Origin of the sequence: Acidithiobacillus sp. AMEEHan, from assembly GCF_030996345.1 — a bacterium.
Taxonomy (GTDB): domain Bacteria; phylum Pseudomonadota; class Gammaproteobacteria; order Acidithiobacillales; family Acidithiobacillaceae; genus Igneacidithiobacillus.
Window position 1 is genome coordinate 1,646,397 of record NZ_CP118747.1, and the last position, 20,062, is coordinate 1,666,458.

Genomic DNA, 20,062 nt, shown 5'->3' on the forward strand with positions numbered 1-20,062 from the left:
CTAGTCCCCCAGCATCTTCCCAGCCTCCCGGAAAGCAATCTTGCATCTCTTGCGCCAACTGAGCATCCATCGTCAGGTTGATCGTTTTCTGGCGGCGAACATCAGCGTCGGCATTGCCCACTTTTTGGTGCTGTTCAACGCTGGAGCCTACCTGCCCATGATCCCGCGGATCAGTGGGAGTTTGGGTCGTGCACCGCTCTACGGCGATTGGACGCAGGACCTGTACTTTCTTGCCCTTGGTCTTTCTCTTCCGCTTGCACCTTGGGTGAGTCGTCGTTGGGGCGATCGCGATGGCCTGCTTGCCTGCCTCCTAGCTTTGTTTGTGACCGCGCTGCTGAATGCCGTGACCCAGGACTATGCGGTATTCCTGTTGGCGCGGGTAGCGGCAGGCTTTGCCGGTGGGCTCAGCATTCCATTGTCCCTCAACATCCTCCTGCGTCATTACCATGCCAAACACCGCAGCATCGGCTTGTTGCTCTGGGGCTTCGCTGCCGTAACCCCCTTCGCCCTGGGTCCGTTCGTTGGCGGTTGGATTGCCGATGTCTGGGGTTGGCGTTGGCTGTTTCTGCTCAATCTGCCCATCCTGCTGGCGAGCTTTTTGGGGGTGCTGTTCTGGGAGGAAGCCTCTTCGCGAGGTCCTGCGCGTTTCGATTGGTTCGGTTACCTGTTGTTTTGCGCCGCCTTGCTCAGCGCTGAAATGGCGTTCAACCTAGGCAGTAGGGACGATTGGTGGCGTTCAGGAGAGTTTCGCTTGCTTTTTCTGGGAGCCTTGATCCTGCTCTCAGCGGCAATACTTTGGTCGCGTAGTCACGAGCAAGCGGCCGTGGACCTGCGCCCTTTTCGTCATCTGAGCGTTGCCTTGGCTGCTGCCGGCATTTTCAGCACTGCCCTCGTTTTTCAGGGCACTCTGGCCCTGCTCATCGTGCAGTATCAATTGGCCTTCGGCTACAGCGCCGACGCCATTGGCAAGATCCTTCTGAGTCTGGCCATTTTTGCACCCCTGAGTGTTGCGCTGAGCCATTGGTATTTGGCGCGTTTCGATCCCCGTCCCTGGGCGCTGCTCAGCATGATCCTCCTTGCCGCAGCTGCTTTTTGGCTCTCCTCCTACGATCTTCCGGCGTCTCCGTCTAGCCTGGTGGGGCCTCCTGCCTTGGTAGGCCTGGGCTTGGGCGGAGTCTTCGGCTCTTGGGCGCGTATGGGGGTTTGGGGCCTTTCCGGTCAGGAGGAACAACGGGCGGCAACTCTGCTGAATCTGCTGCGCAGCACTGGCCAAGCCATGGGCATTCCCTTGGTCGCCGGACTTTGGGAGCGTCGCAGCGATTTGCACCGTCATTTTCTCGTGGAGGATCGTGGCAACAATCTCACTCTTTGGCAGGAGGCGCGTACCCGCTTGCGTCTGGATCTGGGGCCGCTGGGAGGTCTGCAACACCTGGCCGGACAGCTACAACAGCAGGCCGCCATGTTGGCATTCAACGAGATTTTTTTCTGGGCGGGATGGATTTTTCTGGGGCTCGCTTGTTGGAGCCTTCTCGTCCGTCGCCCGCGGCCGAGCGGTGAGTCGCGGGCCGAAAAAATGGCAGCGGTGGAGTTGGTAGAGCCATGACTTCTGCCTCCCAATCCAAGCTGGGCATTGCAGAATTTTTGTCGTCGCAGAGCTGGATGTGGACGCATCATTGTTCTTGGTCTTCGCGGGTTGCTAGACTGCAAAGGCCTATGGAATTTCGAAGAGTGTACCTGCGGGTGCTTCGCAATTGTTGTCGAGGCCATCCGGATGCCTTCTTGGGCGTCAATGCAGCCGTTCTGACGGGATACTTTCTGGTTCTCCTGAACGGTGGTGCCTACTTGCCCATGGTGCCGCGTATCATCGCTAGTTTTGGCCGCAATATCCTTTATGGCGTGTGGACCCAGGATCTGTATTTTTTTGCTGTGGCCAGTGCTTTTCTCGTCGCGCCCTGGATGCGACAGCATTATGATGCACGGAAGGCTTTGCTTTTTTGTTATGCGATATTTTTTCTTACGTCTGCGCTCAATTCCTGGACGCAAAATTATACAGTATTCCTAGACGCAAGAATCGTTTCCGGCCTCGCTGGAGGGTTGAGTATTCCGCTGTCTTTGCCTCTCCTGTTGCGACGCTATCGACAACGTACCCGCCATTATGCCTTGCTGATCTGGGGTCTCCTCGCCGTTACCCCGTTCGTTCTTGGTCCATTCCTTGGCGGGTGGATTGATGACCGTTGGGGATGGCGCTGGCTGTTTTTGCTGAATCTCCCGATTCTCCTGTTCTGCTTTCTCGGCATTTTCTTGTGGCAGCGTCCAGTGGCAAAAGTGGAAAAAAAGCAAATGGACTGGTGGTCTTATGCCCTTTTGTCATCTGCTCTCCTGCTCTGGGAGATGGCTCTCAATCTTGGTGGCAAGGATGATTGGTGGCGTTCCTCTTCGATTCGTGCGCTGGCCATTGCGGGGGTGATCATCTTTTTCGTGTGGACCCTGCGCAAAATCCCGAATCGCTCCGGGGCTCTATACCATTTTCCCAGTATTCGGCAAAGCAACGCGATAGTGGCTGCCCTTGGGTTATTCGTATCAGCAGTCGTATTCCAGGGGCTGCTGGCACTTTTCATCATTCATTATCAATTGAGCTTCCATTACAGCGCGCGCGCCGTTGGCGAGATATTCCTGAGTATGGCTGTTCCTGCCTTTTTCAGTGTCGCCCTAGGCCACTGCCTGCGCGGTAGAATCGACCCGCGCTTCTGGATGGGGATCGCGATGTCTTTGCTGGCAGTCTCCGCCTTCTGGCTGTCTTCCTACAACCTTCCAACTACTCCCCAAAGCCTGGACCAGCCTCTCGCTCTTGCTGGACTGGCATTGGGTGGAAGCTTTGCCGGTTGGACGCGGATAGGTGCTTGGGGCCTGAGTGCCACACCTGCAGAAGGCATGATGAGGATGCTGAGCTCTCTGCAGGCGCTGGGACAAGCCATGGGCATTCCCATCATCATTGGACTGTGGGGAAGGCGTTTGTCGCTGCACCGCCATTTCATGGTGGAGGTACAGGGCAGCAATCTGCAGGCTTGGAGCAGGCAGCTCAGCCTGCTCAGCAATCGCCTGGGCAGTCTCGGTGCCGAGAAGATATTTGCCGCACGGGTGCATGAGCAGGCCGCCATGCTAGCGTTCAATGAGATGTTTTTTCTGGCCGCTTGGGTCTTCCTCGCCTTGGCGTTCTTGGGCCTTCTCGCCCGGCGCCCGCAGCCCAGCGGTGAGTCGCAGGCTGAGACTATGACGGCGGTCGGGTTGGCAGAGCCATGAGAAGGCAGCTCTCGCTTCTGGGTATGACACTGGTATTTTTAGCCCTCGCTGCCTGCGCGCGCATCCCGACGCATCTACCGCAGAACCCGGCCTTTTCTCCCCAAAGTCTCGCGTTTTCGCAGCGCGCTGCATCGACGGCTTCCTGGCCGCAAGCAGATTGGTGGAAAGCCGCAAAGAGTCGCCAATTGGACGAACTGGTGGCCGCCGCCTTGCGGCAGAATCCCGAACTGCACGCGGCCGGGGCCAGGGTACTCTACGCCGAGGCACAAGTGACCCGCGCTCACTCCCGTCTCCTGCCTCATCTCGCCGCGGGTTTTCAGCTCACCCAGCAGTATTTTTCGGCGCAGGGCTTGCACTTGCAGGCCAATGGCACGAGCAATACTTTTGCCGAATTCAATCCCTTGCTCCTGCAGTACCACGTCGATCTCTGGGGGCAAGATCGAGATTTGGTGCGTGCCGCGCGCGGCGAGCTGGCGATGCGCCAGGCGGAAGAGGCCGACGCGCGCCTGCTCGTGAGTTCCGCCGTGGCCATCCATTACTTTGCCTTGCGAGGAGACGAAAGCCTGTTACGTGCGGAGTTGCGCCTACGGGCTTGGCAAAAACGCGCACTAAGCGTGGCGCAGGCCGGGTTCAGGAGTGGTTTGCAGTCGGCAATACCGCTGCACGAGGCGAGCACCAGTTTGGCCCAGTCAGCCGAGCGTATCGCGCAATTGCGGGCTGCCGCCGCTGCCGAACGTCACGCCATAGCCGCCCTCTGCGGTCAAGGTCCAGGCGTGCAAATTTCCGCCGCGCCTTCGTCGGCGCAAGCCTCGCCCCCCCTTGCCGGCGTGCCTCGGAATCTTCCCTCGAATCTGCTCGGGCATCGCCCGGACATTGTCGCGGCGCGCTGGGCGGTGGAGGCAGCGGCGGCACGGGTGGGGGCGGCAAAGGTGGCCTTCTATCCCAATATCAATCTGCATCTCCTGGCCGGCTGGAACAGCATCCATCTGGCAGATCTTTTCGACCCGGCCAACTTTGCCCATGCCTTGGGGCCGGCCATTACCCTACCCATCTTCGAAGGCGGCGCCTTGCGTGCTGCCCTGCGGGCGCAGAATGCGGTCTACCTGGCGGCGCAGGACCACTACCAAAATCGCATCCTCCAGGCCTTGCGACAGGTCGCCGACCTGTTGAGTACCCGCCGAGCTCTGCTGCGCCAAGAATCTGCCCTGGCGCATGCCGAGCGGGCGCAGCGTGCCCAATGGCAGGTGCAGGAGACCGCTTGGCAAAGCGGTTTACAAGATGGCGGCACGCGGATCCCAGTGCGGATCCGTCTGATTCGGTTGGAAGAGCAGGAAATCATGCTCCAAACCGCAGCTTGGCAAAACTGGGCACTCCTGGAGTCCGCCTTGGGTGGAGGGTATTCTGCTATCACAAAAGAGCATCCGCATGACTGAAGAAAACCAAAATTATTCCCCCGCGGCCGCTCGAAGAAAGCGGAATTTTCTGATCTTTTTTCTGGTGTTATTACTGGTCGCGGGCTTGTGGGGGCTGTGGTGGCTGTTGATCGGCAGCCGTCGCATCAGCAGCAATGATGCCTATGTGCAGGGCAACATCATCCCCGTCCAGGCGCAAACGGCGGGCACCATCCGGCAGGTATTGGCAGAAAATACCGAGTATGTGCATGCCGGCCAGCTGCTGGCGACGGTGCAGGGAGATCGCAGTTACCTGGCACTGCGCCAAGCCGAAGCAACCCTGGGAAAAACCGTACGCCGCCTGCGCCAGAGTTTTTCCGAGGTGGATAAGGTGCAGCAGACCTTGCAGGCGCAAGGCGCTCAGTTGCAAAAACTCCAGGGAGATTTGGCACGTTACCAGAAAGCGGCAAAGGGAGACGCTGTAGCCAGCATCCAGATCAGCAACACCCAGGCCGATATTCGCGCCCTTCAGGCGCAGATGAGGGCAACTAAGGCGCAACTGGCGGCCGCTGCGGCGGTCGTGGGCGGGACCACCTTGCAGAGCAATCCCAAGGTACGCGCTGCCGTGGCGCATCTAGAGCAAGCCTATATCGCCTGGGCACGGCGGAATCTGCGCGCGCCAGTCAGCGGCTTTGTTGCCCAACGTGCCGCTTACCCCGGCCTCATGGTCCATTCCGGCGAACGTCTCTTTACGGTGGTTCCCCTGAATCAGCTCTGGGTGGTCGCCAACATCAAAGAAACGGAAATGGCGAGGGTGCGACCTGGTCAACCGGTGCGCCTGACCACCTATTACTATGGTTCTGGCGTCGTCTATCATGGTGTGGTGCAAGGGCTGCTCCCCGGTGCTGGCAGTGCCTTTGCCATTCTGCCGCCGGAAAATGCCACCGGAAATTATATCCATATCGTTGAGCGGGTACCGATACGCATCGCTCTACCCGTCAAGGAACTCGCCGAGCATCCCTTGCGCCCGGGCTTGTCCATGCTGGTGCAGATCGACATCGCCCGGCATGGAAAAGGCGTACTCCAACCTATCACCCAAACTCCCATCCAGGGCTACCAGACTATGCTCTACGGGAGGGAGATGTCAGAGGCCCAAACGCTGGCCAGCAAGATCATTGCGCAGAATGCCTGAGCGAGGAGGATTGCATGCAGAATTCCACAAACATATCGACCTGGCGTGTTTATGATCGACCATTCCCTCCAGGATATCGGGTGCTGGCGGAACGCTTGTGGCCACGAGGCGTGCGCAAGAGTGACCTGGCGCTCGACGCCTGGCCCAAGGATCTTGCTCCCAGCACGGAATTGCGCCAGTGGTTTGGGCATGACCCGGCGCGCTGGGAGGATTTTCGCCGTCGCTACTGGAGTGAGTTGTCGGGGCATCAAGAGGCAGCCGTCCAGCTTCTTGTCGCGGCGCAACAAGGTCCTTTACTCCTGCTCTATGCCGCCCACGACCCAGAGCACAACGCTGCTCTCGTACTCCAGGAGTTTCTTGAGCAGTTGCAATCCTCCACTTCCGAGGAGAAGTGAACATGCTGGAACTTGGCGAAAGTGCCCCTTCTTTTCGCGAACCTCTCGCGCTGCTACGTGCTTGCCACCAACGTATTCTGCGCCATTGTGATACGTTGGAACGAATTCCTGCACATCTGGCTTCCGTTGGTGTCGACGTGCAGGCGGTCGAAGCGGCGACCAGAATCTTGCGGTACTTTGACGAGGCAGGGCCAGCACATCACGCCGATGAAGAGCAACAACTGTTTCCTTGGCTGCGGTCACAGCCTGCCTGTGCAAAGGATGTGCAGGAAGTCTTGCACGAGCTGAGCAAGGAACATCGACAACTGGAAAAGACCTGGCACGATCTTGCCACGGACTTGCGTCAACTCGTCGCAACCCGAAGATACTCCAATTTACGCTGGGAGCCCTTCGTTTCCTTGAGCCGTCGCCATGTACAGATCGAAAATGACGATATTTATCCCCTGGCGGAGCGGCTCCTGGATCCGCAGACTGCCGCCGATCTGGGAGCCGCCATGGCGGCACGTCGCTCGGCAGAGGAGTGACTCTTGGAGGCAGGTCGGCACATGCTGGTGAGTTCGGATCTCCTGGAAGCATGGGGAACCGGCGAATTTTATCCCCGATTGACGAAGGAATTGTTGGCTGGCGATCTCTTGTTCGCAGCTCTGCAACAGGCGCTTACGCAAGGGAGTGTCGCTTTGCTGGACGACCTGCATTTTCTTGAGCTGCGCCGATGGGAGGACGCAGACGCCTTCACGCTCCAGCTGCAAGTGCTCTATCGCAGTGCAATCCCGGGCTGCGCCTGCCCTGGGGACCCAGATCCGGAGAACGAACTGCAGGAAACAGCACGATTGTTGATCCGAATCGACCGCCGACAACAACTGCTCGAGCTACAGTTGCTAGAAAGCGAGTAGACCGCCCGCGCTACTAGAAGGACGAGTCGTTCGCAAAATGCCCCTCTCGATCCAGTCGTCGTAGCAGCATGAGCAGATATAGCAATCCCTCATAGGGATGCCAGCGGCGCACCCGCTGCAGAATCTCGGCATAGCCTGCCTGGGCGCTGTCCTCACCCAGCCAGGCAAGCAAGCCCTTACGCGCGCCTACGTCATCGGCAGGGAAGATCTCCAGGCGCCCCAGCGCGCGCAACAGCACATATTCTGCCGACCACCGGCCGATGCCAGGAATGTTCAACAGTCGTCCCTGGATGTTTTCCAACGGCAGGCCACGCCATTCCCTTTCGTCCAATTCACCAGCGGCTGCCCGTTCGGCAACCTGAAAAATCGCCCGGATCTTCTGGCGGCTGAAGCCCAATGTCCGCAGCGCAGCCGGCTCTTGCAGGAGAATTTGTTGTGGACTTGGGAAGGCTACGGGTCCTTCTGGAGCTTTGCTATCGCATAGTCGGCACAGACGGTTGAGCAGAGTGATGCCCACCAGCAAACTCACCTGTTGGCAGGCAATGGCGTTTACGAGCCCTTCGAAGAGAGAGGCAAAGCGCGGTGGCCGGAATCCTTCATAGCGAATCGCAACTGGCCCCAACACGGGATCCTGCAAGGCATGTTGATAAAACTGCCGGAGGTCTTGATCAAAACCCAGCATCCAGGCCAATTGATTGCGCAACCATTCGATGGCTTCTGGGCTATCGGGACCGGCAAGAATTCTCCCCACCAGCACAGGTGTTATTCCCTCTCCCTGCTGCCGAAGCTGAATGGACAAAGGTTTGTCCTGGTAGGTAAAGCAACGTCGGTAACTGTTTTCCTCCCACAGATCCATTTGGTTGCGCTCCTGACGACGCAAGGCCCATACCGTCAGGTCGAGGCGAAAAGCTGCGGGTGCTGGCAGAGAGAAATCCGTCATCGGCTGTCACATTGGTTATGTTTTCAGGCTCCGCGTTGATCAAGGAAACGAATCTCCGCGCTCAATCATAAGGCCAATTTCCATTGCGGTCATCGACAACCCTTTGAAGACGGTGGGCACGAAGCTCTGACGGAAGTCCTGCGACTACTGATGCCTGAAGCGCCAGGGTTCTGCTTCGCGCGCGGGCCAGGTCAGGCGCTGGGGCTGAAGCTGTCGAAGTGGATCTGTTCATGAGGGACTCCGTGGGAGAGCAAGAGATCCGTGGCGGCTTCCACCATCCCCGGGCTGCCGCAGAGATAAACTTCATGTTCTTGCCAATGGCCTTCCGCAGCCACCGCCGGCAAAAGACGCCGGGGACCCGACCAGCGCAGAAGTTCCGGATCGGAACAGGATACCGAAAAACGCAGTTCGCTCCGCTCCTGTCGCAATTCTTCGAGCACATCCAAGTGGTAGAGATCGCGCCGATTGCGCACCCCGAAATACAGCGATATTGACCGTCTCCAGCCGAGTTTGCGGCTTTCCTCGAGAATGGCTTCGATAGGAGCGAGGCCGGTCCCGGCGGCAATGCAGAGTAATGGTCGTTCATTCTCCGTCCGTAAGTAAAAATCTCCTTGCGCGCCGGAGAGGACAATTTCATCGCCGATCTGGGCGCGGGTAAAGAGCCACTCGGAGAATTTTCCGCCCGGTACCTTGCGGATATGGAAGTGCAGCCGTTGATCCTCGCGCGGCGCATTTGCCATGGAGTAGGAACGCCAAGCATTCGTTTCTCCCGGAATCTTCAATCTCGCGTATTGTCCTGCCCGGTAGGGATAGGGGCGATCGCATTGGATTATGAGTTCCATGACGGTTTCCCCCAACAGACAAAGACTCTCGACTCGTCCCTGCCATTGCTCTGCAGTATCTATTTTTGCTGCGATGCGTAAGGAGCTGCGTGGCTGCGCTTTACATAAAATCGCTTTTCCGGATGCGCGCTCTTCCGGCGTCAATAATAAAGGCATGAAAGGAAGCTGGGTGATTTCTCCCTCCAGAATCGTTCCTTTGCAATCGCCGCAGGAACCATTGCCGCAACCGTGATGAATGGCGATTCCCTGCTCCAGTGCGGCCTCGACGATGCTTTGGTCTTCTCGGACCCGGAAACGAGTTCCGGAGGGCTCGAGGACTATTTCGTGTTCGATCATGTGCTGTCCTACCTTCCAGGGATCATCAAAAGTGCGGTCGCCAAGCGAGTTGGCGACCGCAAGATTTCAGGCAACTGCAGGAGGTACGTCGTCGAGAACGAGAGGAACATAGCGTTCCGGTGCCATCGCTTCGGCGGCGGCCTGAATACAGATGCTTGCCGCCAGGTTGTAGGCCTCGATCCACGACTCCGCCATTTCCTGAGTCCAGGCCGGCCCCAGAAAATGCTTCAGGGTCAGCAACAGGCTTTTCCCTACGATGGGATAGTGTTCTGGCCGAGTATCGTATTTTATATGGCCGATCCCCAGTTCTTTCAGATAAGGAACCAGCATCTCCGTGTTATCGATATTGCTGGCGATCAGAATCACCGAGTTGAAGAGTCGCACCCGCTGCTCGCTCATATCCCCTGGGAACATCTTCCGGACTTCGGGATAATGGCTGAACATGGTATCGTAAAAGTGCTGCGCAACCTGCACTCCCAAATCCTGTGCGGCCTTGCCGCTTTGCTTGATCAAATCGATGTTGATGGTCATTTTGGAGTCTCCTGAATGCATCTTGCCCAATTGGCGACTGTGAGTATCTGGCTTCGGGGCGATGGCTTCCTTGATCTTGGTCAAGATTTTTCGGCATATCTGCAGCTGCCCCGAGGTAGGTGCCGGGTGTCGGGAGCGGCAGCATGACGGAAGACCTTTTGCCCTATGCTGCCCGACTGCGACAGCAGCCGCTTTTTGCAGTCTGGTCGCCGTCCCAGTTGGAGACGTTGCTCGGCGAATGTCGGCTCCATGCGTGCGAGAACGGAGATTTGCTGTTCATCGAAAAGGATCCGGCAGAGCAGTTTTACTTTTTGGATGCCGGAGTTGTCGAGTTGCTGAGTACGAGCGCTGAGGGCAAGGAGAAGGTGGTCGAGATCATGCAAGCGGGCGACCTCTTTGCGGAAGCTGTAGCGTTCATGGGGGAAGATACCCGGTCACGGCCAGATGCCAGGGTAAAACCAGAGTGTTACAAATCCCTTTTTTGCCATTTGTCGGTATTCTTGAGGGCGACCCGCGTCTCATGCGACGCATCCTTGGTCAATTGAGCATGCGGCTACATTTTCTGGTCAAAGAGATTCGCATGCGCAGCATCGAGTCTGCCGATACAAGAATATGCAATTATTTGCTGGAATTATCGGATGCATCGGAAGAAACCGGACAATTCCAGCTGCCAGCAAAAAAAGTCAGTGTTGCTGCGCGATTGGGAGTTACTCCCGAAACCCTCTCCCGTGTTCTGCGCAGGCTGAAAGAAGCTGGAGCTATCGATATGCGAGATAAAACCATCACGGTCTTAGACCGCCGTAAACTTCTGGAGGCAGGGTTAAGATAGGAGGTAATTGACCACTTTGTCTTCGGTCGGAATTTGTGCTTCTTCGAAAATATGAACGACCACTTCCGCTGAATTGTGTTGAAAAACTCTCTATTTTCAGAGCAACATCGCGTGCGTTCTCGTGCATACTGCGCGCAATTTTGCGCATTGGTGTATTCGGGCAGCATTGTGCTTTGGCTGGGCAAGTACCGCGGCTCTTACAGCTGTGGCTCAATCTGTTTCTCCTCTACCAGCCACGCTAGCATAGGCGCCGCACCATACGCCGTGTCGCCGAGCAGACGTTGGGGCGTTATCGCAAACCGCTCCTCGACGCGCTCGATCATCAGGCGGGTAGATGCCACCTCAGCGCTGCGATAGGCAGGAGTCGCCTCGACGTCAAGAATAACTCCATGGGCTGTATCAATGAGGTAGTTGGTAGAGTAGGCAAAAATCGCGGGATTTCCGCGCATCGCAATCCAGCGAGACTGGGGATCGGTGAGAGAAATGCGCTTAGGCTGAGCCTCGATGGGAGTGGCTTCCTCCAACGCCGCAAGATACTCGCGCACCGCGCGGGAGTAGTCTGCAGACGCCGTTCCCCAATCCATGATTTCCTCGCCTGAGGTACTGTGCTGGGCGCTCGCGTCGGCGGCGATGAGGCTCGCATCGACGGCAAACCCTTCCCCTCGGACCAGACCCGAGGCCATACAACGACGAACTACTTTGTCGAAGACCCAACGGAATGCGCCGCTTTCCCGGAACCGCCCATGACGATTTTTGGAAAAAGTGGAATGTTCTGGGACCGCATCTTCCAGACCCAGTCGGCAGAACCAGCGATAAGCAAGGTTCAGATGAACCTCCTCACATAGACGTCGCTCCGAGCGGATACCGTAGCAATATCCAATGATGAGCATGCGGATCATCAGTTCTGGGTCCACCGAGGGACGCCCCGTTTGGCTGTAATAACCTCCAAGATGCTGACGGAGATCGCTGAGATCGAGGACTTGGTCGATTGCACGCAGCAGATGATTCTGAGGAATGTGGTTGTCGAGGTGAAAGGCATAGAACAACGGCTTTTGTGCCACCTTTCTCTGACCCATCATGTCGACAATCTCCATTGAAAACAATTGGTTGATTATACAGCAACCTGTCAAGGAGGGCCACCACAACTGGGGTTTTTCAACACAATTGACCAAAAGCAGCCGTTCAGTTGATAACCAGAACTGGCGGCCCTAGAGCTTGGTCGGACTAAATCGTGGAGCAGCGTGCCTTACAGGGGCAATTACAAACACCACGAATCATAGGTCAGCACGGCCAGTATCCAAAGGTGCACGCAAGGTGCCCACACTGTACTCATGCCCTGGGATTGTCTGCTAGGCTTAACGAGGGGAGAGGTTTCGAAGCAAGGGTGTCCATCGCCCTTTGTAGGTTCGTAGTGTGGGCGTATTGCTGTTTCTGGGCCTGGTAAGAGTGTCGTTGGTGCTCTCAGCGTTGTTTCAGTTGAGCTTGGCATTCTTGCTATGTGGGATTCGATTGGCTGTGGTGGTGGAGGCGCAAGCATCAGCCTCGCAGCAAACAGGACGTGATGATTCAATCCCGGCGACTGGGTGGCGCGATGAGGAGTAGACAGCGCGCCCAACCTTCACGCCTTGGTCGTTTGTTTAGTGTGGCTGGTCAATTGCGCGTCTTATCAGTTCCAACCACTGGCTCCATCGGAAAAATCGCATGATTTGGCTACTGGCAGTCATTCTTATCCCTGTTATCGTTGTCGCTCTGCTATTCCTATCGGCAATGGACGACTTTGCGCAAATCATCACCTTTCTACTAGATTTCCGTCGCCTCATTGACGATTTATGGCACGTGCTCCTCATCTTGCTTCTTGGTGCTGCTGCCGAGGTGTTTAGTCTGGTCATGTGGCTCGGGCATCTGCTCTGAGATCCTAGCTGGATTGAAAGCAAAAACATGGTCGGTAAACTCCTTACAGATCTCTACCTTGCCGACAGCATTCTGGTCGTGCATGTTCTGATCATCCTGTTCAACATCTTTGGCCTGGTGGCGATACCATTGGGGGCCTGGTATGGTTGGCGGTGGGTCAGAATTTTATGGTGGCGGTCTCTGCACCTTCTTTTCTTGTTCGTCGTAGCAATCCAGGCAGTAATGGGAAGGGCATGTTTTTTGACGATTTGGCAGAGTCAGCTACAGGAACAAGCGGGACGAGAAGGATTCCGAGCGCCGCTGATCCAAACCTGGGTGAACCACTTTTTCTTTTGGAATTTGCCAATGGCATTTTTTACGACGCTATATGTGCTTGTGTGGATATACGTAGTTATCCTTTGGTGGAAAGTGCCTCCATACTGGAGAAAGAATACATCTGCAAGATAGTCTGGAAACTCACAGCCAATACAACGCGAAAGTGCTGAGTAGCGGATTCCGCTTTGAAAAAGTTGACTAAAGGTCCTCATCGCAGTCCGCTTCGTGATGACGAATGAATTAGCGGCCCTCAGGCGGTACTTCAAAAACAGACGACCTCATCAGCAGCGCTGATCCAGGCAGAGAGCCCCCTCATAGAGCCTTTCTGGATCTCTGGGGATAACAAATCCACTCCCTGTGCTGCCAATGAGGTTCCGCAGCATTGCACTTGCAGCCCCAAGTCCAGCAATTCTCGCAATAAGGAGTGGGTACTGTCGGCGGCGCTGTCTAGTCCTTGCAGCAGCAGAACCCCTTGACCGGCGAGGAAGAGTCGGACCTCTTTGTTGTCTGCCAGCATGGCACCGGCAAGGCGCACCGCTGTGTCGGCACGAGGATTCTCCGGATCAGGTCCGGCATGCAGGATAATCAATGCAGTCGTCATGCTGCTCTCCAGTTTACGCAGTGCGGGGATGAGTTTCTTGTACCGCGAGGGCAATCCAAACGCCGGACAAGGCGACGATAGCAGCGGTCAACCAGATAGCGGGCAAGATTTTGTCACTCCATTGTGCAACCAGGCCGAGCAGGAGGCCGCCGATGGCGTAGCCGGTATCCCGCCAGTAGCGGTAGGTACCGAGGATTTTGCCCCGCTCAAGCGGCGGGGCGACATCGGACATGGCCGCGATCAGGTTCGGATAGAGCAGAGCCATGCCCAGCCCCATGAGTGCAGCGGTTGCCATCCATGCCGGGAAGTGGTCGACGAGTGCGGTGCCAGCAAGGCCTGCAGCAAGCAGGGCAAAGCCCAGCAACACCGGCGGCCTGCGACCAATACGGTCCGCCAGATGTCCAGTCCAGAACTGACAGAGCCCCCAAACCATGGCATACACCCCGGTGATCCAACCGATTCGAATGACACCGAGTCCATGGAAGTGGAAAAAGACGGGAAACAATACCCAGACCAAGGTATCGGCAATTTTGTTCGTCACCCCTCCCTGGCAAAGAGCTCGATACGTGGCATCGCCAAAGGAAACACGAAGAAAGGTCGCCCAAGTGCCAGCTTGCGGCGCGGTCGTCACCGTTCCGGCAGCTTGTTGGTTCTGGGCATGCTCGGCATGCACCCAATGAATGGTATCCTGTACGCGCAGAAGCAGAAGAAGCGCCAATGCAATGACCGCGAGGCCAAAGCCTAGCAAGGCCCAGCGGGGACCATAGAGCACGGCCAGATATCCCGTACCCAGTCCGGCGAGACCCACCGCAATATAGCCCACTGCCTCATTGATGCCGACGGCAAGGCCTCGTTGGCGGTTATTCGCCAGATCGATCTGGCTCGTCACGGTCATGGTCCAGGTGAAGGCTTGGTTGATGCCCAAGAACACGTTGGCAGCAATGATCCACCACCAGTTGGGGGCAAAGAAGATCAGCAGAGGAATCGGGATGCCTGCAATCCAACCAAGCAGTAGCACTTTCTTGCGGCCAACGCGATCGGAGAGCCCCCCTGCCATAAAATTTAAGGCCCCTTTGACCAAGCCGAAGGAAATCACAAAAGAGGCCAAGAAGAGAAATGCGTGGCTATCGATGCCAAAGCGATGACTCATGGCCGGAAGGACATTCCGCTCCATGCCGATGATCAGGCCAACAAAAAATACCTGGACTGTCTGCAGCAAAAACTGGCTACGATTGATACCAATCCCTCGGGTATAAATTTTCCTCGTCAGAGGCGAGGTGGCCATTACTTTTCCCCCTTGCGCAAAGGCACCACCGTACTCAGTGCCTCCTGCAGTTGGCTCGTGGTCTGCATTTGATCGAGGATGAGTTCGCGTACGATTTCACAGGTTTCGAGCACTTTTGGGCTCGTCAATCGGTAGTGGCAGAATGTCCCGCATTTATCGCAATGGACCAAGCCTCGCGCCTTGAGGACGCTCAGATGCTGAGAGACGTTGGCCTTGGACAACTTAGTCAGTTCTGCGATCTCGCCAGCGCTTTTTTGTCCCTCCCCCAAATAGTGGATCATCTCCAGGCGCTTGGGGTGTGCCAGCGCCGCGAATACTTCAGAAAACAGCGCATAGCGCACGGTATCGCTGCTCATGCTGCTTGCCCCAGGTTGATGGCGACGATACGCGCCATGTCTGCAGGTTTCGCGGGAATGTCCGCAGTGAGGGAACGGATGAATGTGGCTCGATCCATGCTGAGGTAGGGATCCCAGCGTTTTTCAAAACCGATGGTGGAGGAAGGTTTCCCGGACAGGCCAGCGCCGCAGACACTTCCCGCCGCATGACCAGGGAAGATCTCCAGGTCATCAGGTAGCGTGAGCAATTTTTGGTGCAGGCTCTCATACAGTTGACTGGCCATGTCCTCCGCTGTTCCCCCGAGATCGGGTCGGCCCACCCCACCGACGAAGAGGGTATCTCCAGTGAGGGCAAACCAGGGATCAGCGCTTCTTCGCCGGTCACTGACCAAGAGACAGAGGCTATCGAGGGTATGGCCAGGGGTATGCAAAACTTGGGTAACCACGTTCCCGGTTTCCAAAATCTCCCCATCTTTAAGCCCCTGAATAGGAAACCCTACCCGCGTCGCGTCGCTTTCGTGCATGCAATAGGGCGCATCCACCTGATCGGCCAGCACTCGACCGCCAGACAGGTGGTCCGCGTGGATATGGGTATCGATGACATAGCGGATGCGAACGGCCGCCTTTTGGGCTTCTTCCACAAACCAGGGCTCATCCCCGGCCACCACATCTACCGCTACGGCAAAGCCTTTGCCGCCACAGCCGTAAAAGTAAGACAACGTACCATCGGCGCTGCTGCGCTGCTTGAAAAACATGAAGCACCTCCAACTGATTCTGAAGTTAAGAAATCTTGCAATCAAAGCTAGTGAAGAATGGCTTCGTTGTCAAACCGGTCAGAGGGAGCTGTCAAGGCAAAGTAGAAATGTCCGGTTCTGGGCAAAATAGAGATGTCCGGTTGAGGGGAGATGTTTTGTCGCCCGGGGCAGGGGTTGCGAAGGCGCGTCGCCAAGGGTGATCAGGACCGGGACGCCATTTCTCTTTGAGCTGGCGTGTCGTGAGGATGGCATCCACCCGTGCATTGAGGGTCTTGTCATCGACGGCTGTAAAGACGTCCTGGGCGGGATCGAATACCTTGTAGGGCAGGATTTCTTGACCGGCAAGCAGCTCCACCCGCCCGTCGCCATACTCGACCACCGTAATTCTCTTCCCCCGCAGGGCATAACGGGGCGCGCCGTTCGTTTGCACGATGTAGCGTTGCCGTCGGAAAGACAGCACTAGATCTTTGGATAGGGTGCGGGGGTGTTGGATGGCACAAATGCGGGCGAGTTCGCTGGCCTCGCCTTCATAGGATTGGTGGGCATCTGCCGGATCAAGCGGCGCGACGGCGAAGCGGGCATTGTGCTCGGGCAGATAACCCGTCAGGAAGACATTGGCGGCTTCGATATCGGCAATGTCCGCAAGACGCATGGCTTTGACGAGACGATCCTGCAGGGTCTGGAAGAGCCGCTCCACCCGCCCCTTGGCCTGTGGGGTCAAAGCCTGGATCGTCTCAATGCCCAGACTGGCTGTGGCACGTTGGAACTGGGTGGGCTTGCCATCTTCTGGGTTGTGCTTGGTAAAAATGCCATGCCGGTCACTGTAGAGCGCCACCGGGCAGCCGTAGGTTGTCACGTAAGCCTTGAGCACATCTAGGTAGGCCTGTGTGCTCTCCACCGGCACGAAGCGGGCAAACATCACCTGGCTGGTGGCGTCGTCGATGAAGGCGATCAGGCAACAGCGCGGCCCCCGACCTTCGAACCAGTCATGGGGGCTGCCATCGATCTGGACCAGCTCACCGCGCCGCACCCGGCGGGGCCTCGGCGGGTGTAGACGGAGTGAGCGTTTTTGTCTGGCCTTCCATAAGCCTGCCTCGACCATCCAGCCGCGCAACGTCTCCTTGGAGACCCGCAAGCCTTCCCCACGCAAATACTCCACCGCCAAGGTCGGACCAAAGTCCGCATAGCGCTCTTGCACCCGCGCTAGGATCGTTTCCTGGACTGCCGGCGCAAGGCGCCGATTGGAGGGCTTCCCCCGTCGCCGACTGATGAGCCCTGCCGCACCCTCGCACTCATAGCGCCTCATCAGTCTTCTGACCTGCCGATCCGTCAGCCCCAACCTCATCGCCGCCTGCTTCTGATCAAGATCCCCAGCGAGTACCCGCTCAAGCACCTTCAGCCGTTCCAGCTCTCGCTCGTTCATCTCGATCCGCTTCTCCATCCAAGTCTCCACTTCCAAACTCTGAAACGGACATTTCTATCTTGCCGAGAGCGGACATTACTAATTTGCTTCTACAACCGGTCAGAGGGAGCGGTGGGACGTGACTTATCGACACCTAACCAGTAATGTAATTCTGGCGAATTTTCATGGACCGGTCATGAAACGCGGAGAAAGCGACAGCATTCAGGTATAGCTTACCAAAATGCCACTGTACCCAATGCCAGTGGCACCAATTTTTGGGTCCACCAAAATCACGATCACAGGCAAAGGAACTGCTCCAGCAAGAGTGTTACGTCATGGTTCGCACGCGACTACTGTGCAAAAAAGAACAAATAACAAAGAGCTATGGCCACATTTAGGCCAAAGCCATTGGATCAAACAGGGGAATGGCTCGCGAGTTCTCTATGTTATTTTTGATCCCAATTGACCCTACTGTCACGCCCTCATTTCACAGCTACAACCACTTGTCGGAGAGATGAGCTTGCAGATACGTTACATTGTTGTTGGGTATTTAGCCCCCAGCAGTGCAGGTAAGGCAGCGTTCATACTTCAGGCGAAAGAACCCCCCGCAGCAATTCTAAAGAATGAAAAAGACTTCTCCATGAAACATTTTGGTGGCGTGCCGAAAGCCGTAATATCGCCACAAACGTAACCGGTCTCCCCGCGGCGTTCTTTATGCGGGCTTGCGGACGTGATACAGCGGAGAACGCAGGGGGTTGGCGGCGAAGTGCTCTTTCCAGAGTCTTGGGGTGAGCTGCGCCACGTCCTTGGCGGGGTGGGTGGCCACCCGTTGCAGGACATCGACGAGGTAGTCGTACGGGTCCACCCCCTGAAGCCGGCAGGTACTGAGCAGGCTCTGGATGATCCCGAGATACTCGGCGCCCAACTCGGTCCAGCAAAAGAGCCAGTTCTTCCGGCCCAGGGGAATCGGTCGGATCTGTCGTTCGATGTGGTTGCTGTCTATGGGTACGTCGGGATCTTCCAGAAAGACTTGGAGCGGACCTTTGCGGCTATGGACATAGGCCAAGGCCTTGGTGAAGAGGTTGCTCGGTAGCAGGGCGATGTCCTGGAGCTGTTGCTCTACCCAGTGGAAGAAGGCTGTCACCAGCGGCAGGGTATGTCGTCTGCGGTATTCCCGCTTGGCCGTAACCGGTCTCCCCGCGGCGTTCTTTATGCGGGCTTGCGGACGTGATACAGCGGAGAACGCAGGGGGTTGGCGGCGAAGTGCTCTTTCCAGAGTCTTGGGGTGAGCTGCGCCACGTCCTTGGCGGGGTGGGTGGCCACCCGTTGCAGGACATCGACGAGGTAGTCGTACGGGTCCACCCCCTGAAGCCGGCAGGTACTGAGCAGGCTCTGGATGATCCCGAGATACTCGGCGCCCAACTCGGTCCAGCAAAAGAGCCAGTTCTTCCGGCCCAGGGGAATCGGTCGGATCTGTCGTTCGATGTGGTTGCTGTCTATGGGTACGTCGGGATCTTCCAGAAAGACTTGGAGCGGACCTTTGCGGCCATGGACATAGGCCAAGGCCTTGGTGAAGAGGTTGCTCGGTAGCAGGGCGATGTCCTGGAGCTGTTGCTCTACCCAGTGGAAGAAGGCTGTCACCAGCGGCAGGGTATGTCGTCTGCGGTATTCCCGCTTGGCCTGCCCGGTGAGTTGTTTCTCCTGGATTTCTTCCTCGATGCGATAGAACTCCCGGATCTGCCGGAGGGCTTCGGCCACCCGCTCGGGCTCATGGGCCTCGGCCTTGACGAATTCTCTGCGGCTATGCGCCCAGCACTGGGCATGGACTAGCCCTTCGTTCTCTTTCTGGAACCGGGCATAGGCGGCATAGCCATCGCTCAGGAGTACGGTGCCCGGCGGCAGCTTGCCGAGTAGCTCTTCGATGTGGACCGTGCCCCGGGTGGCGGCATAGGGAAAGCAGATCTCCTGGGCATCGCCAAAGACGGGCCAGAAATACCCTCGGTGCATCTTGCCCTTCCCTGACAATCCGGCCTTGATGGGGGTTTCATCCATGGTCAGCACCCGCGATTGGCGAATGCTCTCGAACTGCGCCGCATAAATCGGTGCAAGCAGGAAGATGGAGCGTTGCACCAAGTCCGTGAGCCAGGAGCGGCTCACCCGCAGCCCCTGCTGGGTCATGCGCTGATGTTGCCGATACAAGGGCAGATGGTAGAGGAATTTGTCGATCAGGATTCCCGCCAGGAGACTGACGTCAGCCCGACCACCCTCCAAGACCGCGGCAGGCGCCGGGGCCTGGGTGATCTTTCCGGAGTCGCGCAGTTTCACTACGGGCCGCTCGTATTTGAGAACTACATAGCTGGCGGGCTCTTGGGCCAAGCGATAGCTGATCTTGGTGTCGATGATCTCATAGGCCGAAGGGTCCAGCCCCTGGGTCTCGGGAGCCGGCAGCACGATGGTTTCGACCGGCAGGCGCGATTCGTCGAAGAAGGGCAGGCTCTCTGCCTTCTCCTCGGGGCGCTTGGCCACCGTGCGGGTATGGGCAGCGACGGTACGGGTAGGAACCGGCTGTTTTTCCTGCGCCTCGAAGATCTCGCCGAGACTGAGCTGCTCTATGGGAGGAGGCGGAAGACGGCGCTCGCTCTTGGGTCCGAAGAGCTGGCGGCGAAACCAATCCAGCTGGGCTTGAAGACCTTGGATCTGTGCCTGAAATTCTTCCCGCAGGGACTGGTTGAGGAGCACCTGCAATTGCCAAGCGGCGAGGGCTTCGGGGTAGTTGCGTGGGAGCGAGGAAGTCTCTGTTTCCATTGCA

At 57.2% G+C, this 20,062-nt stretch carries 21 protein-coding genes and 1 pseudogene; 11 read left to right on the forward strand and 11 right to left on the reverse strand.

Going from position 1 to position 20,062, the window contains the following annotated elements; translation table 11 throughout:
- Positions 1-40 precede the first annotated feature (40 nt).
- The 7 genes from ORD17_RS08520 (at position 41) to ORD17_RS08550 (ending at position 7,171) form a co-directional block, all read left to right on the forward strand.
- Positions 41-1,603, forward strand: coding sequence for an MFS transporter (locus tag ORD17_RS08520; protein ID WP_308387948.1), 1,563 nt, complete (start codon positions 41-43; stop codon positions 1,601-1,603).
- Positions 1,604-1,713: 110 nt separating this feature from the next.
- Positions 1,714-3,300 (forward strand): MFS transporter, encoded by a 1,587-nt coding sequence (locus tag ORD17_RS08525; RefSeq protein WP_308387950.1) that lies wholly within the window; start codon positions 1,714-1,716, stop codon positions 3,298-3,300.
- On the forward strand, positions 3,297-4,733 hold the full coding sequence (locus tag ORD17_RS08530; RefSeq protein WP_308387952.1) for an efflux transporter outer membrane subunit: 1,437 nt from the start codon (positions 3,297-3,299) through the stop codon (positions 4,731-4,733). The genes ORD17_RS08525 and ORD17_RS08530 overlap by 4 nt, the downstream gene beginning before the upstream one ends.
- Entirely contained in the window at positions 4,726-5,883 is a 1,158-nt protein-coding gene (locus tag ORD17_RS08535; RefSeq protein ID WP_308387954.1) for an HlyD family secretion protein, read from the forward strand. Before ORD17_RS08530 ends, ORD17_RS08535 begins: the two co-directional genes overlap by 8 nt.
- 14 nt (positions 5,884-5,897) lie before the next feature.
- The gene (locus tag ORD17_RS08540) at positions 5,898-6,278 is read left to right on the forward strand and encodes a DUF488 family protein (protein WP_308387956.1); all 381 of its coding nucleotides are present in this window, start codon (positions 5,898-5,900) and stop codon (positions 6,276-6,278) included.
- Positions 6,279-6,280: 2 nt separating this feature from the next.
- Positions 6,281-6,802, forward strand: a complete 522-nt coding sequence (locus ORD17_RS08545; RefSeq protein WP_308387957.1) for a hemerythrin domain-containing protein — start codon at positions 6,281-6,283, stop codon at positions 6,800-6,802.
- Positions 6,803-6,805: 3 nt separating this feature from the next.
- Positions 6,806-7,171, forward strand: a complete 366-nt coding sequence (locus ORD17_RS08550) for a hypothetical protein (protein WP_308387958.1) — start codon at positions 6,806-6,808, stop codon at positions 7,169-7,171.
- A 13-nt stretch (positions 7,172-7,184) separates the two neighbouring features.
- Here the strand turns inward: ORD17_RS08550 and ORD17_RS08555 are convergent, their stop codons facing one another.
- The 3 genes from ORD17_RS08555 to ORD17_RS08565 all read right to left on the reverse strand — a co-directional run bounded on the left by ORD17_RS08555 (position 7,185) and on the right by ORD17_RS08565 (position 9,820).
- Entirely contained in the window at positions 7,185-8,111 is a 927-nt protein-coding gene (locus tag ORD17_RS08555) for a base excision DNA repair protein (RefSeq protein WP_308387959.1), read from the reverse strand.
- 191 nt (positions 8,112-8,302) lie between these two features.
- Positions 8,303-9,289, reverse strand: a complete 987-nt coding sequence (locus ORD17_RS08560) for a 2Fe-2S iron-sulfur cluster-binding protein (RefSeq protein WP_308387960.1) — start codon at positions 9,287-9,289, stop codon at positions 8,303-8,305.
- Positions 9,290-9,355: 66 nt separating this feature from the next.
- Positions 9,356-9,820 (reverse strand): globin domain-containing protein, encoded by a 465-nt coding sequence (locus ORD17_RS08565; protein WP_308387962.1) that lies wholly within the window; start codon positions 9,818-9,820, stop codon positions 9,356-9,358.
- Between the two features lie 143 nt (positions 9,821-9,963).
- Here ORD17_RS08565 and ORD17_RS08570 point away from each other — a divergent pair, with 143 nt between their 5' ends.
- Both ORD17_RS08570 and ORD17_RS08575 read left to right on the forward strand, forming a co-directional pair.
- Complete coding sequence (locus ORD17_RS08570; protein WP_308387963.1) at positions 9,964-10,365, forward strand: cyclic nucleotide-binding domain-containing protein; 402 nt, start codon at positions 9,964-9,966, stop codon at positions 10,363-10,365.
- 35 nt (positions 10,366-10,400) lie between these two features.
- On the forward strand, positions 10,401-10,649 hold the full coding sequence (locus tag ORD17_RS08575) for a helix-turn-helix domain-containing protein (protein ID WP_308387965.1): 249 nt from the start codon (positions 10,401-10,403) through the stop codon (positions 10,647-10,649).
- Positions 10,650-10,740: 91 nt separating this feature from the next.
- Here the strand turns inward: ORD17_RS08575 and ORD17_RS08580 are convergent.
- A pseudogene (locus tag ORD17_RS08580) lies at positions 10,741-11,728 on the reverse strand (transposase); the annotation flags it as partial.
- A 622-nt stretch (positions 11,729-12,350) separates the two neighbouring features.
- On the opposite strand from ORD17_RS08580, the gene ORD17_RS08585 reads away from it, so the two are divergent.
- Positions 12,351-12,560, forward strand: a complete 210-nt coding sequence (locus tag ORD17_RS08585) for a hypothetical protein (protein ID WP_308387966.1) — start codon at positions 12,351-12,353, stop codon at positions 12,558-12,560.
- Between the two features lie 27 nt (positions 12,561-12,587).
- A complete protein-coding gene (locus ORD17_RS08590; RefSeq protein ID WP_308387967.1) occupies positions 12,588-13,007 on the forward strand; it encodes a DUF2784 domain-containing protein in 420 nt (139 codons plus the stop codon).
- A gap of 130 nt (positions 13,008-13,137) precedes the next feature.
- Here the strand turns inward: ORD17_RS08590 and ORD17_RS08595 are convergent, their stop codons facing one another.
- The 7 genes from ORD17_RS08595 to ORD17_RS08625 form a co-directional block, all read right to left on the reverse strand.
- On the reverse strand, positions 13,138-13,476 hold the full coding sequence (locus ORD17_RS08595; protein ID WP_308387968.1) for a DsrE family protein: 339 nt from the start codon (positions 13,474-13,476) through the stop codon (positions 13,138-13,140).
- A 13-nt stretch (positions 13,477-13,489) separates the two neighbouring features.
- Complete coding sequence (locus tag ORD17_RS08600; RefSeq protein WP_308387969.1) at positions 13,490-14,761, reverse strand: MFS transporter; 1,272 nt, start codon at positions 14,759-14,761, stop codon at positions 13,490-13,492.
- On the reverse strand, positions 14,761-15,117 hold the full coding sequence (locus ORD17_RS08605) for a metalloregulator ArsR/SmtB family transcription factor (protein ID WP_308387970.1): 357 nt from the start codon (positions 15,115-15,117) through the stop codon (positions 14,761-14,763). Before ORD17_RS08605 ends, ORD17_RS08600 begins: the two co-directional genes overlap by 1 nt.
- Positions 15,114-15,851, reverse strand: coding sequence for an MBL fold metallo-hydrolase (locus tag ORD17_RS08610; protein ID WP_308387972.1), 738 nt, complete (start codon positions 15,849-15,851; stop codon positions 15,114-15,116). Before ORD17_RS08610 ends, ORD17_RS08605 begins: the two co-directional genes overlap by 4 nt.
- A gap of 91 nt (positions 15,852-15,942) precedes the next feature.
- Positions 15,943-17,292 carry an ISNCY family transposase gene (locus ORD17_RS08615; RefSeq protein ID WP_308387973.1) on the reverse strand — a complete coding sequence of 450 codons (1,350 nt, stop codon included), beginning with the start codon at positions 17,290-17,292 and terminating at the stop codon, positions 15,943-15,945.
- A 673-nt stretch (positions 17,293-17,965) separates the two neighbouring features.
- Positions 17,966-18,529 (reverse strand): transposase, encoded by a 564-nt coding sequence (locus tag ORD17_RS08620; protein ID WP_308390083.1) that lies wholly within the window; start codon positions 18,527-18,529, stop codon positions 17,966-17,968.
- Positions 18,463-20,058 (reverse strand): IS66 family transposase, encoded by a 1,596-nt coding sequence (locus ORD17_RS08625; RefSeq protein ID WP_308387974.1) that lies wholly within the window; start codon positions 20,056-20,058, stop codon positions 18,463-18,465. Before ORD17_RS08625 ends, ORD17_RS08620 begins: the two co-directional genes overlap by 67 nt.
- Positions 20,059-20,062 lie beyond the last annotated feature (4 nt).